The organism is Pseudarthrobacter sp. PH31-O2 (assembly GCF_030063265.1).
In the GTDB taxonomy this organism is placed as follows: Bacteria; Actinomycetota; Actinomycetes; order Actinomycetales; family Micrococcaceae; genus Arthrobacter.
Map to the genome: position 1 here is coordinate 13,965 of NZ_JASIST010000016.1, position 15,175 is coordinate 29,139.

Sequence of the window (15,175 nt, forward strand, 5' to 3'; positions counted from 1 at the left end):
GCAGTTCATGGGACGGCGCGCGTTGGGGGCTGATCGGCCGAGCGGGGGGTATGTCTCCTGATGTATCCGTTGACTCCGCCGCTGCAGGTCTCGCCGGGTTCGGGTGTTTGTGGACCCTGCTGAAATGCTTTGTTGGATGCCGGCAGCCGCGGATCTGCCGGGTCTGTGACGCTTAGTTGTTTTCCCCAGGCGGTTTCTTCGATGCGGGATCCCTGGCCGGGAAAGGGCTGACCAGGACGTGGCTTTGGTTGGTTGCAAGCCGGGGGAGCTTGGCGATGTCATCGGCGGGTAGTCCGGGTTGGTAGCTGATCCAGACTGCACCGTGTTCGAGGGAGTGTGGACGCTTGCTTGTTTGAGTGACGGGCTGCTGGTCCGCTGCGGGCCGCCTACGGTGCGGTCGTTGAGGGCTTCTGGGAGAGGGTGCCTTGGAGGATGCCGCCGTGGAAGGTCCAGGCGGCGACAATGATCCAGGCGGCGACTAACAGGGTCTAGCCGGCGATGGCCATCACGTCGAAGGCGGCGAGGTGGGTGTGGGCGGCGAGGCCGGTCAGGCCGGTGACGCAGGTTCCGATGGGGAAGGTGTAGGACCACCAGGTCAGGGAGAACGGCTGGCACTGGCGTCCGGTGCGGATGGTGATGGCGGTTGCGAGTCCGGCCCACATGAGCGCGAAGCGCAGGACCGGCGCCCCGTACAGGACACCGAAGGTTTCCATCGCCCGGGCCAAGGTCCCGGACACGGCGAGGTGGGCGTTTCCGCTCACGAGGTTCGCGGCGGTGATGGACTGGCCCTGCGGGCCCAGCACGATCCACAAGTATGAAACCAGCGACCTCGCGAAGCAGGGAAGTTCGGCTGCCTAAAACGACCGTATCTGCTACAACAACCAAGCGCGTCCAAAAGTGTCAGTTTCAGAAGTCGCCTGCACTGGATTCCTTGGAACTACGGGGCTTATGCAGCCGACTCCTGACACGGAAGTGTTCGAAGCCGTCTGCACCAACCGTCGTTTCGTCTGAAGCCGCGTGCACCAACTGTCATTCTGTCCGAAGTCGCCTGCACGAACCGTCGTTCTGTCCGAAGTCGCCTGCACGAACCGCCACCGACGTCCGGGACTTTCGGCCGTTGGGCTGGGTCTCGGCGGTCAGCGTCGCCGGCGGACGGGGCGGCAGGTAACGGTAGAGGCTGGAGCGGGTGATACCGGTGGCTTCGACGATCTCGGAGATGGGCTGATTTTCCTAATCGCGAAGGTGAGCGGCGTAGGCTAGCTTCGCTGGATCGATCGCGCTGGGCCGGTCGATCCTTTTGCCTTTAGTGACAGCAACGGCACGCGCGTGAGCTGCGCGTTCGATCGCGTAGGTTCGTACCATTTGGCCGAAGAGTGCGAGCATCACAACTGCCGACTGCGACATGGGATCTTCTGGATTGGCGAAATCAACCCGGATCGGTCAGCCAGGTACGTATGACCCGGTAACTCTGACCGAACGATGGTCCGCGGAGCGGACATCGCAGCCTTGACGACACTCACGCGGCCGCGGAGGCTACTATCACCGGTATGGAAAAAGACGGGCAAGCCAACGATTTTCGGCGGCTACTCGGCCTGGTCGACGGCGCGGGGGACATCACGGATTTACTGGACAGGATGGCCGCGTTGGCTGCGGCGACAATGGGCCGGGCGACTGGGGCGCGGATCGGGTGCGTGCTGACCCTGCGGCTGCACAAGCTCAGCCCTACCGTCACCGGCAGCAGCGACGCGGCAGCGGAGAGAAGATGGGCCCGATACAACGGCGAACCCGTCGCAGCGGGAAACGCTGCCGCGTTGGCCGTGCCTCTTCAGCTGCGCCAGGACGCGACTGCAGTTCTGAACTTTTACGCCCCCGCCACGGGTCTGTTTATCGGGGGTGCCGTTGGCGTGGCAGTCGACTTTGCGGACGCGGCCAGTGATGCCCTACGCCTGAGCATCAGGATCGCCGCGGCGGATCTGCTCAGCCGTAATCTGAAGGCCGCAATGGAGGGCAGGACAGCGATCAACATGGCCTGCGGGGTGATCATTGCGCAGAGCCGGTGTTCGCAGGAGGAAGCCTTCGGTATCCTCCTGCGGGCCTCGACCAGCCGCAACCAGAAGTTGCACTCCGTTGCCACGGAGATCGTCGCGCGCTTCTCCGGCACCACCGGAACGACAACCCACTTCGAGGCCTAACCACCCGTCAAGCCCGCAGGACCTGCCACGATCGCAAATTCGTCGAGGGCACAACGCATTTGAGGCGATGCTCTCTCTGGCCCGGCGCCGCCTCGTCGACTTGGGTAATGCCCGGGACGGCACCCCTGCACTCCTGTTGTTGCTGGACTGCAGGCTGCGTGATGCCTCCTTAGCCGCTGTAGGAGGCGAGGTGCGGCAAGTGGAGTTCGGCCAGGCGTTCATTGAGGACCGCCGCCAGCAGGTCGCAGTCGTGGGCTGGCAGCGGAGCCAGTCCGTTCAGATATGCATCGACGACCCACAGGCCCTGGTTGCCCCCGTACGCGAAGTACGCCAACCATGCTTCAGGGACCTCGAGGCCTGTGAGCAGGAACGCAATATGCATCAGTTCCTGCTGGTTGTTATCCATCAGAACCCACACCCTCTGCCCTCCCGAACTTCGCAGAAGGGCGGGATGAAGGCCGTTGCTTGGTCGCAGGACAAGCATTCCTGCGGTCTCTCATTAGGCTACAACTTTGCCCGTACAGCGGCCATTGTCTTTTCATCGGGCCGCCGCGCACTGCAGTGTTCCCGCCCGGATGGCCGGAAGCTGGCATGACCGGGCGCAGCCAGGGGACGATACGGGCCTCGCTGCGCTCGGTCGACACAAGCATTCTTTTTCCTTTCTTCTGAGGTCCGTTGGATCATACGTGCCCGCTCCACCGGCGCAACGGGCCTGCGCACGGCCGCGCAGCCGATCGCCTGTGCTCGGCGCTGCGCTGATTTCCTCCCACGAACCATCAATCGCTTGCCCTTCGGCTTGCCCCGGTTCTGCCGGGCACAGCTACGCGATGCTCCGCCAGCACGCAAACCACATGGTGGGGGAGAGGACACCAAGTATTTCCGGCGCCCGCCCCGCCCCAGCGAAACTGAACATCACCTCATGAACACAAAATCCATGACCAGGACGGTCACGACCGACAACGCGGTACCGGAGCGGACACCGCGTATGTTGAGCCAGGGATCCGGCGCATCACCACGGGAAAGGCCCGCCAGGACGACTTAGCGCGCAGCCACGGAGGGGCGCGTAAAGCTGCCGCCGAACATAGAAAGGCAGGGGCCCGCTCTACGCAGTCCGCGCCGAAGAACTCCACTCCCAGGCGGGGACACTTGCCCCGGAGAAGGGACGGCACCAGTTGCCTGTCGAGTCCCTGGCCAATCCCGAGCTGGCCCATGCATTGCAGACCGCCACACAGCAAAGACCCCCATGGCTCTGGAAGCAGCGGGCACTCCCGTGGAGAAACGACTGTTCCTTATCGGTAGGAACGGGATCAACGGGCCCGACATTGATCAGCTGCGCAAGGAAACGACCGTGATCGTCAACGGCGCCGGCACCTCGCATTTCGAGGATCCCTCGTTCGTGAAAGTCGCCAAGGAAATTCTCGCAGCCTAGCTCCTGGCGGAAGGCGGGTTCAAAGGCTCGGCGCGGATGTCAGTGGGTCAGCGGTACCGACGGGTCGAGAAGGAACTCTTCGCCCGCGTGGAGGGCGTCGGGCGCGAGATCGAGAACTGCGTCACCGGCAACGACCGCAGCCGGATCAAAGACCAGGGTGGCAAAACGGAGAGTGCGTCGGCCGTCGGCTATGGATCGGCCGGATACCACGAGAAATTCGCGGAATCCCTGGCAAAAACCGGCGCGAACGAAGCCCGGCTCCGCGGGCGCCTCGCAGCGGTACGCAGCGAGGGCACACACTCCGGGGCGGCGCCCACCATGGGTAAGGGCGCCACAAGGGCCGCAAGGTCGAGCGCGTGTCGGGAGGCAACCGTCGGTGCTTGTAGGGGCTAGAGAGGCTTGACCCGCTCGGCTTTTTTGGTTGCGGAAGGAGCTGAAACATGGTTTTTCTCACGGAGCCGGGCGGGCCAGGCGGTCTGGGCCTGGCCCGCGCGGGGTCGGGTGGATGCCTTTATGCGGGAAGTTCCAGTTCCCAGTCCTTGACGTCCGCTACCGGAGCGAAGAGCCTGGTGTCGAGCTCGTCGAAGGCGAGGTTGTTGCGTACCCGGTGGGGCCAGTTCCGGTTCGCGAGGGCTGCTTTGCCCAGGGCGACGACATCGGCGTCCCCGTCACGGAGCAAGGAGACGGCGGTTTCGGGGTCGTCGAGGTTGCCGTTGGCGATGATCGTTATTCCCGAGTACTTCTTGGCCAGGGCGGCAAGGGACTCCGTGCCGTTTTCGAAGGCCGGGGCCGCGGCCCTGTATTCGGTGGTGTGGATAAAATCGATCCCGGTAGCACCGAGGGTTTCAAAGATGATTCGTGCTTCTTCGGCGCCACCGCTCCACCGGTGGTCATTGTCACTGACCTTGGCCTGGGAAATACGGATTCCCACGCTCATGTCCGGACCCACGGCCTCGCGGACGGCGCGGCAGATTTCGGCAGCGAAACGCACCCTGTTCTCGGGTGAGCCGCCGTAGTTGTCGGTCCTGGTGTTGAGGTAGTCGGTGAGGAACTGGTCAAGCAGATACCCGTTCGCGCCGTGGATTTCTACGCCGTCGAATCCGGCTGCCTTAGCGTGCAGTGCAGCCGTGACGAAGCCGTCGCGGACCTCGTCCATCTGGGCCGCGGTGATCTGCCCGGGAACGGGGTAGGGGCCTTCTCCGCGGTAGAAGGCCAATTGTTCACCCTTGGGGGCGATCGCGGAGGGACCAATGGTGGAGTCCACGAACCGGTTTCCCTGGGTCTGGGCCCCTGCATGCATGAGCTGGGCGAAGATCCGGGCGCCGGCGGAGTGGACCGCCTCGACGACCTTTATCCAGGAGTGTGCTTGTTCTTTGGTGGCGATGCCCGGCTGGAAGAGGTAGCCCTGGCTGTAGGCGGTGTCGGGGTAGATGCCTTCGGTAATCAGGAGTCCGAAGCCGCCGCGGGCATAGGCCTCATAGTAGGCGACCATTTTCTGTGTCGCATGCCCGTCCTCGGTGGCGCTGATGCGCGTCATGGGAGCTAGAGCAACACGATTGCTCAGCCCGGTTGGGCCGATCTGAACAGGGGACCAGAGGGGTGCGAAATCCGGCACGAATATCTCCTAGAGGTGTTTCGGGGAAAGAAAAAGAGAGCCGCAGTTAAGCGTGCTCCCTGGAAGTGCAAACGACAGACACGGGTTTTATATTTCAGACGCAGGCCGGGACGCGCTGGCGGGCTCGGTCCGGGCGCTGCTTTCCCGCGCGTACAGGGTCGGTTCCAACCTGATCGATTCGACGTGTGCGCCGTCGAGCACCCCCTTTAGCAGCTGCACCGCCGTACGTCCGATATCCAGCATGGGCGAGCGGACGGAGGACAGTGGAATGGGCAGCTCCGCGGCCAGTGACGTGTCATTAAAGCCGACCACTGCCACATCGGTACCGACGGTGAGCCCGTGGGACCGCAGTGCTCCCATGGCCCCGATTGCGGCGAAGTCATTGACGGCGAAAAGCGCCGTCGGGCGGGGACGGCAGTGGGTCAGGATGGTCTCGGCCGCTTCACGGCCCCCGGCAGTATCGAACCGGGACCACACCACGGCGTTCCCGGGCAGCTTTCCCCCCAGCGAACGCCAGCGGTCGACGAAACCGGCCGTCCGGTCCACAGCCGTGCTGGCGTACGGCTCCCCGGCGATCACCGCGACATTCCGGTGCCCGGTGTTCCACAGGTGCTCGGCCACAAGCTCGCCGCCCAGGACGTCGTCGCAGGTAGCCGCGGGGTAGCCCGGGACGCGGCGGTTCATCAGCACAAACGGCACCTTCCGGTCGGTCATTTCCACCAGCAGCCCAGTGTCCAAATGAGCGTCACCGATGATCAGCCCGTCCACCCGCCGGGCGAGCATGGTGTCCGTCTTGCGTCGTTGTTCCTCCGGGTCATCGCGCGAGTTCATCACAAATGTCGAATAGCCCAGTTCCGCCGCGGCCTCGTCGATGCCCTCGTACCCGCCTGAATCCGCACTTCCCCATACGGTCACGGAGCGGGCCCTGCAGATGAGCGTGGAGGTTCCGTGCGTACGACGCCGCCGATCGCTTCGATGCTCTAGGGTATGAAGTCCGGACCGCGAAAAGCGTGGATTTTCTAGATGGTGGGTTCATCAGGTGGCTCGCTGCTCGTTGACTCGCCTGACCGCCGAACACCGCCGGGTCACGCGGGGTTGAACCCCGTGCCCGAACGTCGGCTCTGCTCCTAGAGCATTGAGTCAAGGTCGGAGCCGACCGACGGATAGGTGGGTGTCATGGATTTGAGTTCGCGGGTGGTTAATCCGTGTTTCATGGCCAGGCTGAATGTGTTGGCCAGTTCCGCGTATCCGGATCCGAACAGGTGCACTCCGAGGAGGTGTCCGGTTTTTCTGTCAATGATGATTTTGGCAGCGCCGGCGGTTTCACCGATTCGGTAGTTCGAGTACCACTGGCTGGTGTCCGAATGCCGAACGTCGATGTTTAGTCCGCTGTCGCGGGCCTCGTGCTCCAGCATACCGATGCGGACCAGCTCGGGGATCGTGAAGACCGCTGTCGGCGTGGCCGCGTAGTCCGGGACCGTGGAACCCGACTTCAACATGTTGGACGCGGCGACCTTGGCTTCGAAAACGGCCACCGGAGTCAGTGGCGGGCCCGCGGTGTCCGCCGCATCACCGGCCGCGTAGACGGCGGGGTTTGTGGTGCTCTGCAGGTGGCCGGCCACCTCAATACCCCTTTTGCCGTAGGCCACGTGGGCTGCTTCAAGATTCAACCGCGACAAATCCGGGATCCGGCCGGCACCGTGCACCACCAAATCCGCATCAAGCGTTGCCTCGCGGCCGGCCTGCTGCAGGCGCAGCCTGTAGCCCTCGCGCGTTTTTTCCACACCGGTGATGCTGGTGCCGCGCCGCACCTGGACCCCGGCCTCCGCGCCGCGGTCGATCAGCAGCTCGACCAGGTCCGCGTCGAATGATTTCAGGGGGCGTGCGCCCCGGTCCACGATCACCGCGGAGCTTCCCGCGCGGGCGGCGATGTGGGCGAACTCGAAGGAGACGAAACCACCGCCCACGAACACAATGCGGGCAGGAAGGGACCTAAGATTCAGGAAGTCGGTGCTATCAATGAGGTGTTCCTGGCCCGGGAAATCCAGGGGCCGAGGTGTGGCGCCGGTAGCGATCAGGACCTTGGATGTCCTGAGCGTCGTCCCGGAGACCTGGATCAGGGACGGTCCGGTAAAGCTTGCGGTCCCATTCAGGGTCTCCACGCCGATATGGCGCAGGTCCTCTTCCATGCTCTGCGGCACCGGGTCGGTGAATCCGTGCTTGTGCTTCATCAGCTCGGCCCAGTTTATCGACAGGCCGTTGCCGTCGATGCCCTTGCCCTGCATCAGCCGGGCACTGTCGATAACCTCTGCGCCGCGCCGCAGGATTTTCTTCGGGTCGCACCCGCGCAATGCACAGGTGCCGCCATAGGGAAGCGAATCGACGATTGCCACCCGCCATCCCGCCGAAGAGCATTTTGTCGCCGCAGCGATCCCGGCCATGCCGGCACCAATGACTACCAGATCGTAGTTCTCGCTCATTTCAAACCTTCCGTTGGATCATCTCGGGCGACCGCATTGGCGGTCGGTGTTAATTGGCCATGGCACGCACCAAGGTCCTCGACACGGACTCGGACCCGTTGGTGCTCCGGCGTTGGATGCCCGCCGATCAGCCGGCATCGATCGCTGCCTTGAGCTGCTCGAGGCTGGGGGCGCCGGCCGCTCCGTCAGGGGTCAGGTAGCGGCGGCACGCCAATCCCACGGAGGCACCGGCAGCAGCGAACACGTCGACACCATTGATGAGGATGCTCGGGGAGCCATGGAACCTTACCCGCTCGGCTTCCTCCACCGTATTCACGAGCTGCCGGACAAGGACAACGCCGGACCGTTCCGCGGCCAGTGTCATGAGCCGCTCCTCGGCGACTTTCCAGTTCGGGCAACCGTCAAAATATTGCAGGGTGATCTCCATACGAACCACCGTAAACCTTATAGTCGGCTACAAGGTCAAGCGTTAGACTGGAACCATGCTCATCGGGAAAGTCAGCGCCGTTACCGGCATCGACACTCAAACCATTCGTTTCTACGAACGTCAGGGGCTTTTGCCCGCACCCACCCGGTCGCCCAACGGGTACCGAATCTACGATGGTATGGTTGTTGGTCGGCTGCGGTTTGTCCGCGCCGCCCAGTCAGCAGGACTCGCGCTGAACGAGATCAAGGGAGTCCTCTCCCAGCGCGATTCCGGCGAAGCGCCCTGCGCCCACGTGGCCGGGCTCCTGAAGGAAAAGCTGGCTGAGGTCCGCGGCCGCCAACAAGAACTGGCCGGTCTGGCCGCTGAACTTGGCCGACTCATCGAGGTGAGCCGCGACCTCGATCCAGCCGACTGTTCCGATGCGGACGTCTGCCAGATCATCGCACAACCACCGGCGGACCGACACGAAGCCTCGATTGCGCGAAGCGTGCACTAAAGAGCCGCGAAAAACCGACCATTCGGCGATTCAGGTGCGGAAGTTGCTGTGCAGGTCGTCCCACCGGCCCGGGAACCGGCCGTCGGGGGCCCATTCCCAGCCGCTCCAGGCCCACGGTTCCGGCCGGAAGCAGGCGCGCCGGCCCTGCCGGCGGCCTCGGCAGTCGTCAGTTCTGCAGAAACCACCGATCAGACTGCGGCCGCGAACGCGCGTGCAGCGGCCACACCTGCGGGCCGACGACGTCCAGCTGGCATTCGCGGAGCAGGCGCGCCGGCGGGACACCACCCAGCTGCGGTTTCATGCCCTAGAAGCAGGCCTGCACTACGGCGCGGGAATCCCGCTCCGCGAGCAGGGCGGCCACGTGGTAGGTGGTCCTCAACCGGTGCATCACGTCGGCGGAAGGTTTCCGTTCCCCATCGGCCCACAGCCGGACGGCCCCGGGTTTCCTTCACGGCACCGATGTAGGCGACCAGCGTCTCGCCCAGCGGGTCCTTTAAGTCCCGGACCAGCACGTCGTCGGTCAGCCGAATGGGACCCTGGTGCGCCTTCAGCCCGCCGCGGGCGCCTGTCACTGCAGTCAGAATTCATGGCCCCGCGAAAAGGCTTACCGAATCAAGGGCTCAAACACACCAGGATTCACACTCTGAATGATCGATAACCGGGACCGCTCTAAGCTGCACTCTGCGTGTCTCATCCGATGAACCATGCAGGCTGGCTTTCGCTGCTGTTCTATCTCACTACGATGGCCCGCGCCGGCTGGTTCCATTTGACAGTACACTTAGTATTTCTTTGGGAGCGGTCCGTTGGACGGCGACTGATTCCTGCTGGACCAGCATTTCCATCCGCAGACAAACAAGGGAGACAAAATATGTTGCTTTGGATAGCCATCATTCTCGCTGTTCTTTGGCTTCTCGGCCTGCTCGGCAGCATCGGCGGCGGGTTCATTCACCTGCTTCTGGTTGTTGCAGTAGTCGTCTTGATTTTTCACTTCGTCCGCGGCAGGTCACGCGTTTAAGTTCCCAAACGGTGTTCCCGCGCCGAGGATGCGGATGTGCGGCCTGCCGCCGTGTTCTCGCCCAAGGGGCCCTCACACAATGAGGGTGAGCTGGGGGCGGGGGCCTGAGACCTAGAACTGCAGCCCGAAGGTTGGATTTGAAGAGAATCTGGCTTCGGGCTGCAGCTCTTGCTTCCCAGCCGGACTATTAGCGGAACCCGGGGCAGTCTGGTCTTGTTTTGCAGCTCAGCCAAGACCGAGATATATCAGGACGAAGGCGCCCGCTATCTGTCATCTCAGAACCTGCCCGGCCACAATGCCCATCAGGATGCTGACTACGATCCACAGTGTCCGCCTCGGTACGCTTCGACGTCGATCGGCGCCGGCCACGATTTTCGGCCGCCGTCAATGGACAGGGGTGGTCAGGGCTAACGCCCGCCGGGCGTTGTTCACGGCGCGGAAACGCAGAGGTCCGGCAAAAAACGGTCACAACGAAGACTCGTGGACGGAGGACCCAAGGATATGACGGCCCCATGGTCCTGGTCGATGCGTGGCGGCTCGCCGGAATGCCCTCAGCCAAATACTTGGCGGCGACTATGGACCTGTGGCTGCCTAAGCTGGAAGCCTTCGGGGAGCTCGACGCCAAGCTGCTGATCCCGGCCGTGGCGGCGCAGCTGATAACAGTCTCCGGGGCCACGGTCGACCGGCTCCTCAAATCCGCCGGGGACGCAGTTCTGCCTGCTTAGTGATCGCCGCCGGGAACGGCGGACGGTCAAGCTTGCCGCGGAGACCGAAGCCCGCGCGGACCTGGCAACGCCCGGCTCCGAACTGGGGAATCTCTAGCCCTTGGTGCAACGGGTCAGCCGCGCACCATGTGCCTGGCGGGAAGCGGATCAGCCCGGTGAGGCCCGCCGGCGCATGGGCCTTTCTGCCCCGACCACGGCCGGCGGGCAGCCCCCGGGGTGCCCGCCTGCCGTGGTCCATCCGTTTCTGTATGGGTGTGGGGTGGGTCAGGCGCTGGCTGCGCTCCGGTTGATCTCGCCGTTTACCCCCTTGGGGAAGAACCCGCCTTCTCTTTCGGCTTTGGCGGTGAGGTAGGCGATGTTCAGGACCTGCCCCGGGCTGCGGCTGAAAGCGATGCCGTTCGAGTCGGTCGGGACAAGGTTGGCGGTGTCTTTAGTGCCAATACCCTGATCGAGATCAGTTGATCCATCGAGGCTGTCCCGGGCGTCGGAGATTGCTTGGGCGGGTACCTGCAGATCACGAGCGTAGAGGGTGGTTCTGATGATTCCGGCGTGATAAGCCTCGACAGCGAGGATACCGGCGGCGGCTTCGAGGTAGGTCTTGTTATCGATCAGCGGTGCCGCGCCCTTGTAGGCGGTGACGCCGACGTCTTCGAAAATGAACGCGCCCAGGAGGAAGCTTGTTTCGTCCGCAAAAGGGTTGAACGTCTGGCCTGCCTTGATCAGCCCCGCCGCCATGGCAGCGGCGGTGAAGCTGGCCTCCAGATCAATTTGCGGCCGGGAAACTGCGGCTTTGCCGAGCGCGGTGCGGAGGAATTTGACGTGCGATTCTTCGTCCGCGGCGATTTCCTTGGCGTATTTTTCGATCAGGCTGCCGGCCTTGAAAGGTACCTTCGCCCCGCCGGTCACACCGCCCTTTCGTCCTTTGCCGTCCGTGAGTCCCTCACTCAGGCCCCGGCCTGTAACGGCCCGCAGGTAGAACTCCGCTTCGAGGTATTCCAGGTTGAGGGCGAAGTTTAGGATCGCCCCGTCGCTTGGCTTCTTATCGGAATGCTCTGCGTCGCCGTCCGCACGGGACGGTGAGGCGGCGATCAAAGCAGCTGCGCCGCCGATCCCTGCAATTCCGGCGGCGCGGAACAAGATGCGCCGGTCCATGGGGTTTTCCGCGCTGCGGCTCATAGCATCGGTGACGAATTTCTGATCGAACATTGGTGTGCTCCTGTCATGAGTGCGATTTTGAGACCATGACAATCCGGAGAGTACTCCCTCCGGCCCCCCGGCCGGAAGACGCAGCGCAAAACCCCTGCGAATGGGAGAACCCATGATGCTGACACTTACAGTTCGTAGTGATCCATATCACGGACGGGTGGCCGGGCAACCTTTCACATCCATTGTCGAAGTCTGCCTTCTAGCACCCGGCAAGCCGGGGCGCTCTGCGGGGTGGCGTCGCTGGGGTTTCCTGAGACGACCTGACTCAGGACCACCCGCGACGCTGCTGACTCGATGGTGATCGTAGCCAACGAAGACCCATCCAATACACAGCCTGCTTACGAATGGGTTGGAGTCGGCTTCGTGCGCCGATCCCATCTCAGAGTTGGAGGCTTTTCATGACTGAAGTTATTGCCCATCACGGACTGTTCAAGGACACGAACCTGCACGTGGACGACACGGGGGGAACGGGCCGGCCGGTCGTCCTCATTCATGGCTGGCCCCTGTCCGGGGAATCCTTCGCAGCCCAGGTCCCTGCCCTGCGGGCTGCCGGCTACAGGGTTATTACCTATGACCGGCGGGGTTTCGGACGCAGCGACAAGCCCAACACCGGCTACACCTACGACACCCTCACCGAAGACCTGAACGCCCTTCTCGAGGCACTCGAGCTTTACGACACTACCCTCGTCGGCTTCTCCATGGGCGGCGGTGAAGTAGCCCGCTACTTCACCAAATTCGGGACCGACCGGGTGCGCAGCGTGGTTTTCGCGGCCGCCGTCCCGCCGTACTTGATGCAAGGCCAGGACAACCCGGACGGGCCACTGACTAAGGACGCAGCAGCGGAGATGACGGCAGGCCTGGCGAAGGACGAAGACTCCTTCTACGACGATTTTACCCGGCAGTTCTTCTCCGTCAACGGCGAGCTTAAAGTGACCGAGCAGCAGCGTCAGGAAGCCCTCCAGCTCTGCAAGCAGGCTGACAAAAAGGCGGCACTGGCCTGCATGGAAGCTTTCGGAACCACCGACTTCCGCGACGACCTGCCCAACATCAGAGTCCCGGCCCTGATCCTGCACGGGGACGGCGACGGAACCGTGCCCTTCGAAGGATCCGGTGCACGGACCCACGCAGCCCTGCCGGGCAGCGACCTGCACGTCCTCCACGGCGCACCACACGGCTGCAACGTGAGCCACCCCGAGGAGTTCAACCAGGCACTGCTGACCTTCCTGCAGAAATAGCGGCCCAGCGCAGCAGCTATACATCTCGGCGGCGAGAACAGGGTGAGGCGACAGCGAGAGCGCCTCACCCTGTGTCAAACGCCCGGTTCCGGGAGCCTCTTAACGCTTTCTTCCGGACGGTGACGTCTGGGCATGACCGGAACCGTAGGGAATTAGCGGGAGCCGGGCTTTGTTGCCGAGGCCATGACACTTCTTCCTACACAGACAGCGCCCGATCTCGCCCTCGCCCTGGTTGGTGGGGGAACTACCGATGATCTTAAGCTTGGTACCGGAACTGACGGGAGGTTTAGCCTGGTGGTCTTCTACCGCGGCCTGCACTGCCCGATCTGCCGCAAACAGCTGGCCGAGATCGATAAGCGGATCGAGGACCTGAAGGCAGCCGGCATCGGCCGGGCCGTCGCGGTGAGCATGGAAACATCGGGCCGAAGCACCCGGATCGTGGATCAGTGGCACCTCGCCAACCTCCCCGTGGCCTATGGCTTGAGGGAGGAATCCGCCCGGTCCTGGGGTTTGAACCTGTCCCACGCAATCAAGGACGGCGAGCCGGACCTCTTCAACGAACCGGGCATCTTTATCCTGGACGAGGACGGGACTTTGTTCTGGTCCAGCACCGCCACCATGCCCTTTGGCAGGCCATCCCTGGACGACGTCATCGCAGGGGTCCGCTACGCCCAGGACCATGACTACCCGGCACGCGGGGCCGCCTGAGACCTCGGGTACAGGCAGAGTCCGGCGGATGGGCGGAACCGCCCCTGAGCCGGGGTCAACAGTGGTAAGCGCTGAAAAGAGAGGTACTAAAACCTTGAACACTCCTCTGGCCCCGGTCCTGCGCGACCAGATCGAGGTCGCCGGGACATCCCTTTCGTATCTGGGCAGCGGCAGTGACCAGACACCTCCGCTGCTGTTGCTGCACGGGACTTTCTGGAGCCGCGTGAGGCTGCCGGTCCTGCCCGCACTGGGGACTTCGAGTCGGTGCATTGCCCTGGACTTGCCCGAGTTCGGCCGCAGCGGCGGAGAACTCGACGTCAGCCACGCCACTGTCCCGGCCTTGGCCGAAACAGCTCTGGCCGCCGCCGATGCCTCGGACTGGACAGTTTCGATATGGCCGGGCATGCCATCGGCGGGGGAATAGCCCAGCACATTGCGGCACCCAGCGGGCGCGTGAACAGACTCGTGCTGATGAACTCCGTGGTGTTCGATTCGTGGCCGGTGCCTGCGGTGGAACGGTTCCGGGACCCGGAGGTACGGGCGGCCACGACGGCCCCGCAGCTTCTGGACGCCCGTGCGGTATCCACGCAGCGTGCCGTCAAACGCACACTCAACGACGAGGAACTCACCGATTACCTGTCGCCCTGCAACGAACCGGCCTGCCACAGGTCGTGGATGGCCATGGCCGCGGCCGCCAATCCCCGGACCACCCTGGACCTGGTCCCGCTGCTGCAGGAGGCGCACATACCGACCCGTCTGTGGGTCTCGCGGAACGGGAAGGGCCGAGGATACCACTTGTAGGTATTGATCAGGCCGGTGGTCAGCTCAAGGAGCGAGGAGGCGATGAACAGGGCGATTGAGGCACGTTCAAGGCCGTGGGCGACGGATTTGACCGGCGGCCACGTGAGCAGCTCCAGATAGACGGACCACAGCTTGGCCAGCAGCAGCGGAATCGAGGCGATCCCGGCGGTGACATGGATCCCCTGGGTGAGCTGGTAAATCCAGACGGGGCTGGTGGGGAAGAGCATCCAGGAGGGCGGGTTCTGCAGGCCGTGGCTGAACAGCCCGGTCAGGAAGCACACCGTGAAACTCAGCCCGAGCCAGCGGCCCAGGACGACCGTGAGCCGGGTGCTCCGCGTCGGGGATGCGAACCGGGCTGCGAGGGCCTCGGTTAGCCTCTGCGGGTCAGGTTTTGCTTGCTTACATCACACCACCATTCAGGATCAGGCAGGGGCTTGGACCCCCGAAACACCGAAAGGCGGCGGGAAGAGCCGCTTTCGGACCGGTAGAGAGCCCAGGGGCGGAAGCCGGGGCTCAATTTCACCGTCGCATTCCTCCACTGTGCTCAACGCATACCGGTAACGCCGGCTGAATCGCTGCTCCTGGGCCGCCGGCGGTTTCCACGCGACCCCTTGAGAAGATCCGGGCCAGGGTGTGAGAACAGAAAAGCGCCACGGACCCCTGGAGAGGATCCGTGGCGCTTCCCGCCGGTGCAGACCATGCATCCGGCAGGTCTTCGTGGTGGGTGTTACTTGGTGTTGACGGTGATTTTGGCGATGCCGACGAGCATGTCGGCTTTCACGGCGTCGGTCTTGAAGGTTTTGTTCAGCAGGCCGGCGGCGGTGTCGGAGATCAGCACCCGGGTGC

The 15,175-nt window shown here is 63.6% G+C and carries 18 protein-coding genes and 1 pseudogene; 9 read left to right on the forward strand and 10 right to left on the reverse strand.

Annotation, left to right across the window (positions count from 1 at the left end):
* Positions 1 to 5: 5 nt before the first annotated feature.
* From QMG72_RS17895 to QMG72_RS17275, 3 genes and pseudogenes are all read right to left on the reverse strand, one after another.
* A pseudogene (locus QMG72_RS17895) lies at positions 6 to 463 on the reverse strand (thioredoxin-like domain-containing protein).
* A gap of 25 nt (positions 464 to 488) precedes the next feature.
* The gene (locus tag QMG72_RS17270) at positions 489 to 824 is read right to left on the reverse strand and encodes an SLAC1 family transporter (RefSeq protein WP_282361026.1); all 336 of its coding nucleotides are present in this window, start codon (positions 822 to 824) and stop codon (positions 489 to 491) included.
* A 205-nt stretch (positions 825 to 1,029) separates the two neighbouring features.
* Positions 1,030 to 1,218, reverse strand: a complete 189-nt coding sequence (locus QMG72_RS17275; protein WP_282361025.1) for a hypothetical protein — start codon at positions 1,216 to 1,218, stop codon at positions 1,030 to 1,032.
* Positions 1,219 to 1,547: 329 nt separating this feature from the next.
* On the opposite strand from QMG72_RS17275, the gene QMG72_RS17280 reads away from it, so the two are divergent.
* Positions 1,548 to 2,192, forward strand: a complete 645-nt coding sequence (locus QMG72_RS17280; RefSeq protein WP_283481285.1) for an ANTAR domain-containing protein — start codon at positions 1,548 to 1,550, stop codon at positions 2,190 to 2,192.
* Positions 2,193 to 2,361: 169 nt separating this feature from the next.
* Here QMG72_RS17280 and QMG72_RS17285 read toward each other — a convergent pair whose 3' ends face one another.
* Positions 2,362 to 2,598, reverse strand: coding sequence for a hypothetical protein (locus QMG72_RS17285; protein WP_282361020.1), 237 nt, complete (start codon positions 2,596 to 2,598; stop codon positions 2,362 to 2,364).
* An 837-nt stretch (positions 2,599 to 3,435) separates the two neighbouring features.
* Between QMG72_RS17285 and QMG72_RS17290 the strand changes: the two genes are divergently transcribed.
* Entirely contained in the window at positions 3,436 to 3,621 is a 186-nt protein-coding gene (locus tag QMG72_RS17290; protein WP_282361019.1) for a hypothetical protein, read from the forward strand.
* Positions 3,622 to 3,657: 36 nt separating this feature from the next.
* Positions 3,658 to 4,014, forward strand: coding sequence for a hypothetical protein (locus QMG72_RS17295; protein ID WP_282361018.1), 357 nt, complete (start codon positions 3,658 to 3,660; stop codon positions 4,012 to 4,014).
* A 118-nt stretch (positions 4,015 to 4,132) separates the two neighbouring features.
* On the opposite strand, the gene QMG72_RS17300 is transcribed toward QMG72_RS17295, so the two are convergent.
* The 4 genes from QMG72_RS17300 to QMG72_RS17315 form a co-directional block, all read right to left on the reverse strand.
* Positions 4,133 to 5,236: an oxidoreductase gene (locus tag QMG72_RS17300; RefSeq protein WP_282361017.1), complete on the reverse strand. Its 1,104-nt coding sequence runs from the start codon at positions 5,234 to 5,236 to the stop codon at positions 4,133 to 4,135.
* 87 nt (positions 5,237 to 5,323) lie between these two features.
* Entirely contained in the window at positions 5,324 to 6,151 is an 828-nt protein-coding gene (locus tag QMG72_RS17305) for a substrate-binding domain-containing protein (RefSeq protein WP_282361016.1), read from the reverse strand.
* A gap of 212 nt (positions 6,152 to 6,363) precedes the next feature.
* Complete coding sequence (locus tag QMG72_RS17310; protein WP_282361015.1) at positions 6,364 to 7,716, reverse strand: dihydrolipoyl dehydrogenase family protein; 1,353 nt, start codon at positions 7,714 to 7,716, stop codon at positions 6,364 to 6,366.
* Between the two features lie 127 nt (positions 7,717 to 7,843).
* A complete protein-coding gene (locus QMG72_RS17315; protein WP_282361014.1) occupies positions 7,844 to 8,143 on the reverse strand; it encodes a thioredoxin family protein in 300 nt (99 codons plus the stop codon).
* Between the two features lie 55 nt (positions 8,144 to 8,198).
* On the opposite strand from QMG72_RS17315, the gene QMG72_RS17320 reads away from it, so the two are divergent.
* The 3 genes from QMG72_RS17320 to QMG72_RS17330 all read left to right on the forward strand — a co-directional run bounded on the left by QMG72_RS17320 (position 8,199) and on the right by QMG72_RS17330 (position 10,379).
* Complete coding sequence (locus QMG72_RS17320; protein ID WP_282361013.1) at positions 8,199 to 8,639, forward strand: heavy metal-responsive transcriptional regulator; 441 nt, start codon at positions 8,199 to 8,201, stop codon at positions 8,637 to 8,639.
* A 685-nt stretch (positions 8,640 to 9,324) separates the two neighbouring features.
* Positions 9,325 to 9,654 carry a lmo0937 family membrane protein gene (locus tag QMG72_RS17325; RefSeq protein ID WP_282361012.1) on the forward strand — a complete coding sequence of 110 codons (330 nt, stop codon included), beginning with the start codon at positions 9,325 to 9,327 and terminating at the stop codon, positions 9,652 to 9,654.
* A gap of 512 nt (positions 9,655 to 10,166) precedes the next feature.
* Positions 10,167 to 10,379: a hypothetical protein gene (locus QMG72_RS17330; protein WP_282361010.1), complete on the forward strand. Its 213-nt coding sequence runs from the start codon at positions 10,167 to 10,169 to the stop codon at positions 10,377 to 10,379.
* A gap of 264 nt (positions 10,380 to 10,643) precedes the next feature.
* On the opposite strand, the gene QMG72_RS17335 is transcribed toward QMG72_RS17330, so the two are convergent.
* The gene (locus QMG72_RS17335) at positions 10,644 to 11,585 is read right to left on the reverse strand and encodes a ferritin-like domain-containing protein (protein WP_283481286.1); all 942 of its coding nucleotides are present in this window, start codon (positions 11,583 to 11,585) and stop codon (positions 10,644 to 10,646) included.
* Positions 11,586 to 11,983: 398 nt separating this feature from the next.
* Between QMG72_RS17335 and QMG72_RS17340 the strand changes: the two genes are divergently transcribed.
* The 3 genes from QMG72_RS17340 to QMG72_RS17350 all read left to right on the forward strand — a co-directional run bounded on the left by QMG72_RS17340 (position 11,984) and on the right by QMG72_RS17350 (position 13,952).
* Positions 11,984 to 12,820: an alpha/beta fold hydrolase gene (locus QMG72_RS17340; RefSeq protein WP_282361119.1), complete on the forward strand. Its 837-nt coding sequence runs from the start codon at positions 11,984 to 11,986 to the stop codon at positions 12,818 to 12,820.
* A gap of 183 nt (positions 12,821 to 13,003) precedes the next feature.
* Complete coding sequence (locus QMG72_RS17345) at positions 13,004 to 13,528, forward strand: redoxin domain-containing protein (protein WP_282361118.1); 525 nt, start codon at positions 13,004 to 13,006, stop codon at positions 13,526 to 13,528.
* A 94-nt stretch (positions 13,529 to 13,622) separates the two neighbouring features.
* On the forward strand, positions 13,623 to 13,952 hold the full coding sequence (locus QMG72_RS17350) for an alpha/beta fold hydrolase (protein WP_226775679.1): 330 nt from the start codon (positions 13,623 to 13,625) through the stop codon (positions 13,950 to 13,952).
* Between the two features lie 208 nt (positions 13,953 to 14,160).
* Here QMG72_RS17350 and QMG72_RS17355 read toward each other — a convergent pair whose 3' ends face one another.
* Complete coding sequence (locus tag QMG72_RS17355; RefSeq protein WP_282361117.1) at positions 14,161 to 14,610, reverse strand: hypothetical protein; 450 nt, start codon at positions 14,608 to 14,610, stop codon at positions 14,161 to 14,163.
* Between the last annotated feature and the right edge of the window lie 565 nt (positions 14,611 to 15,175).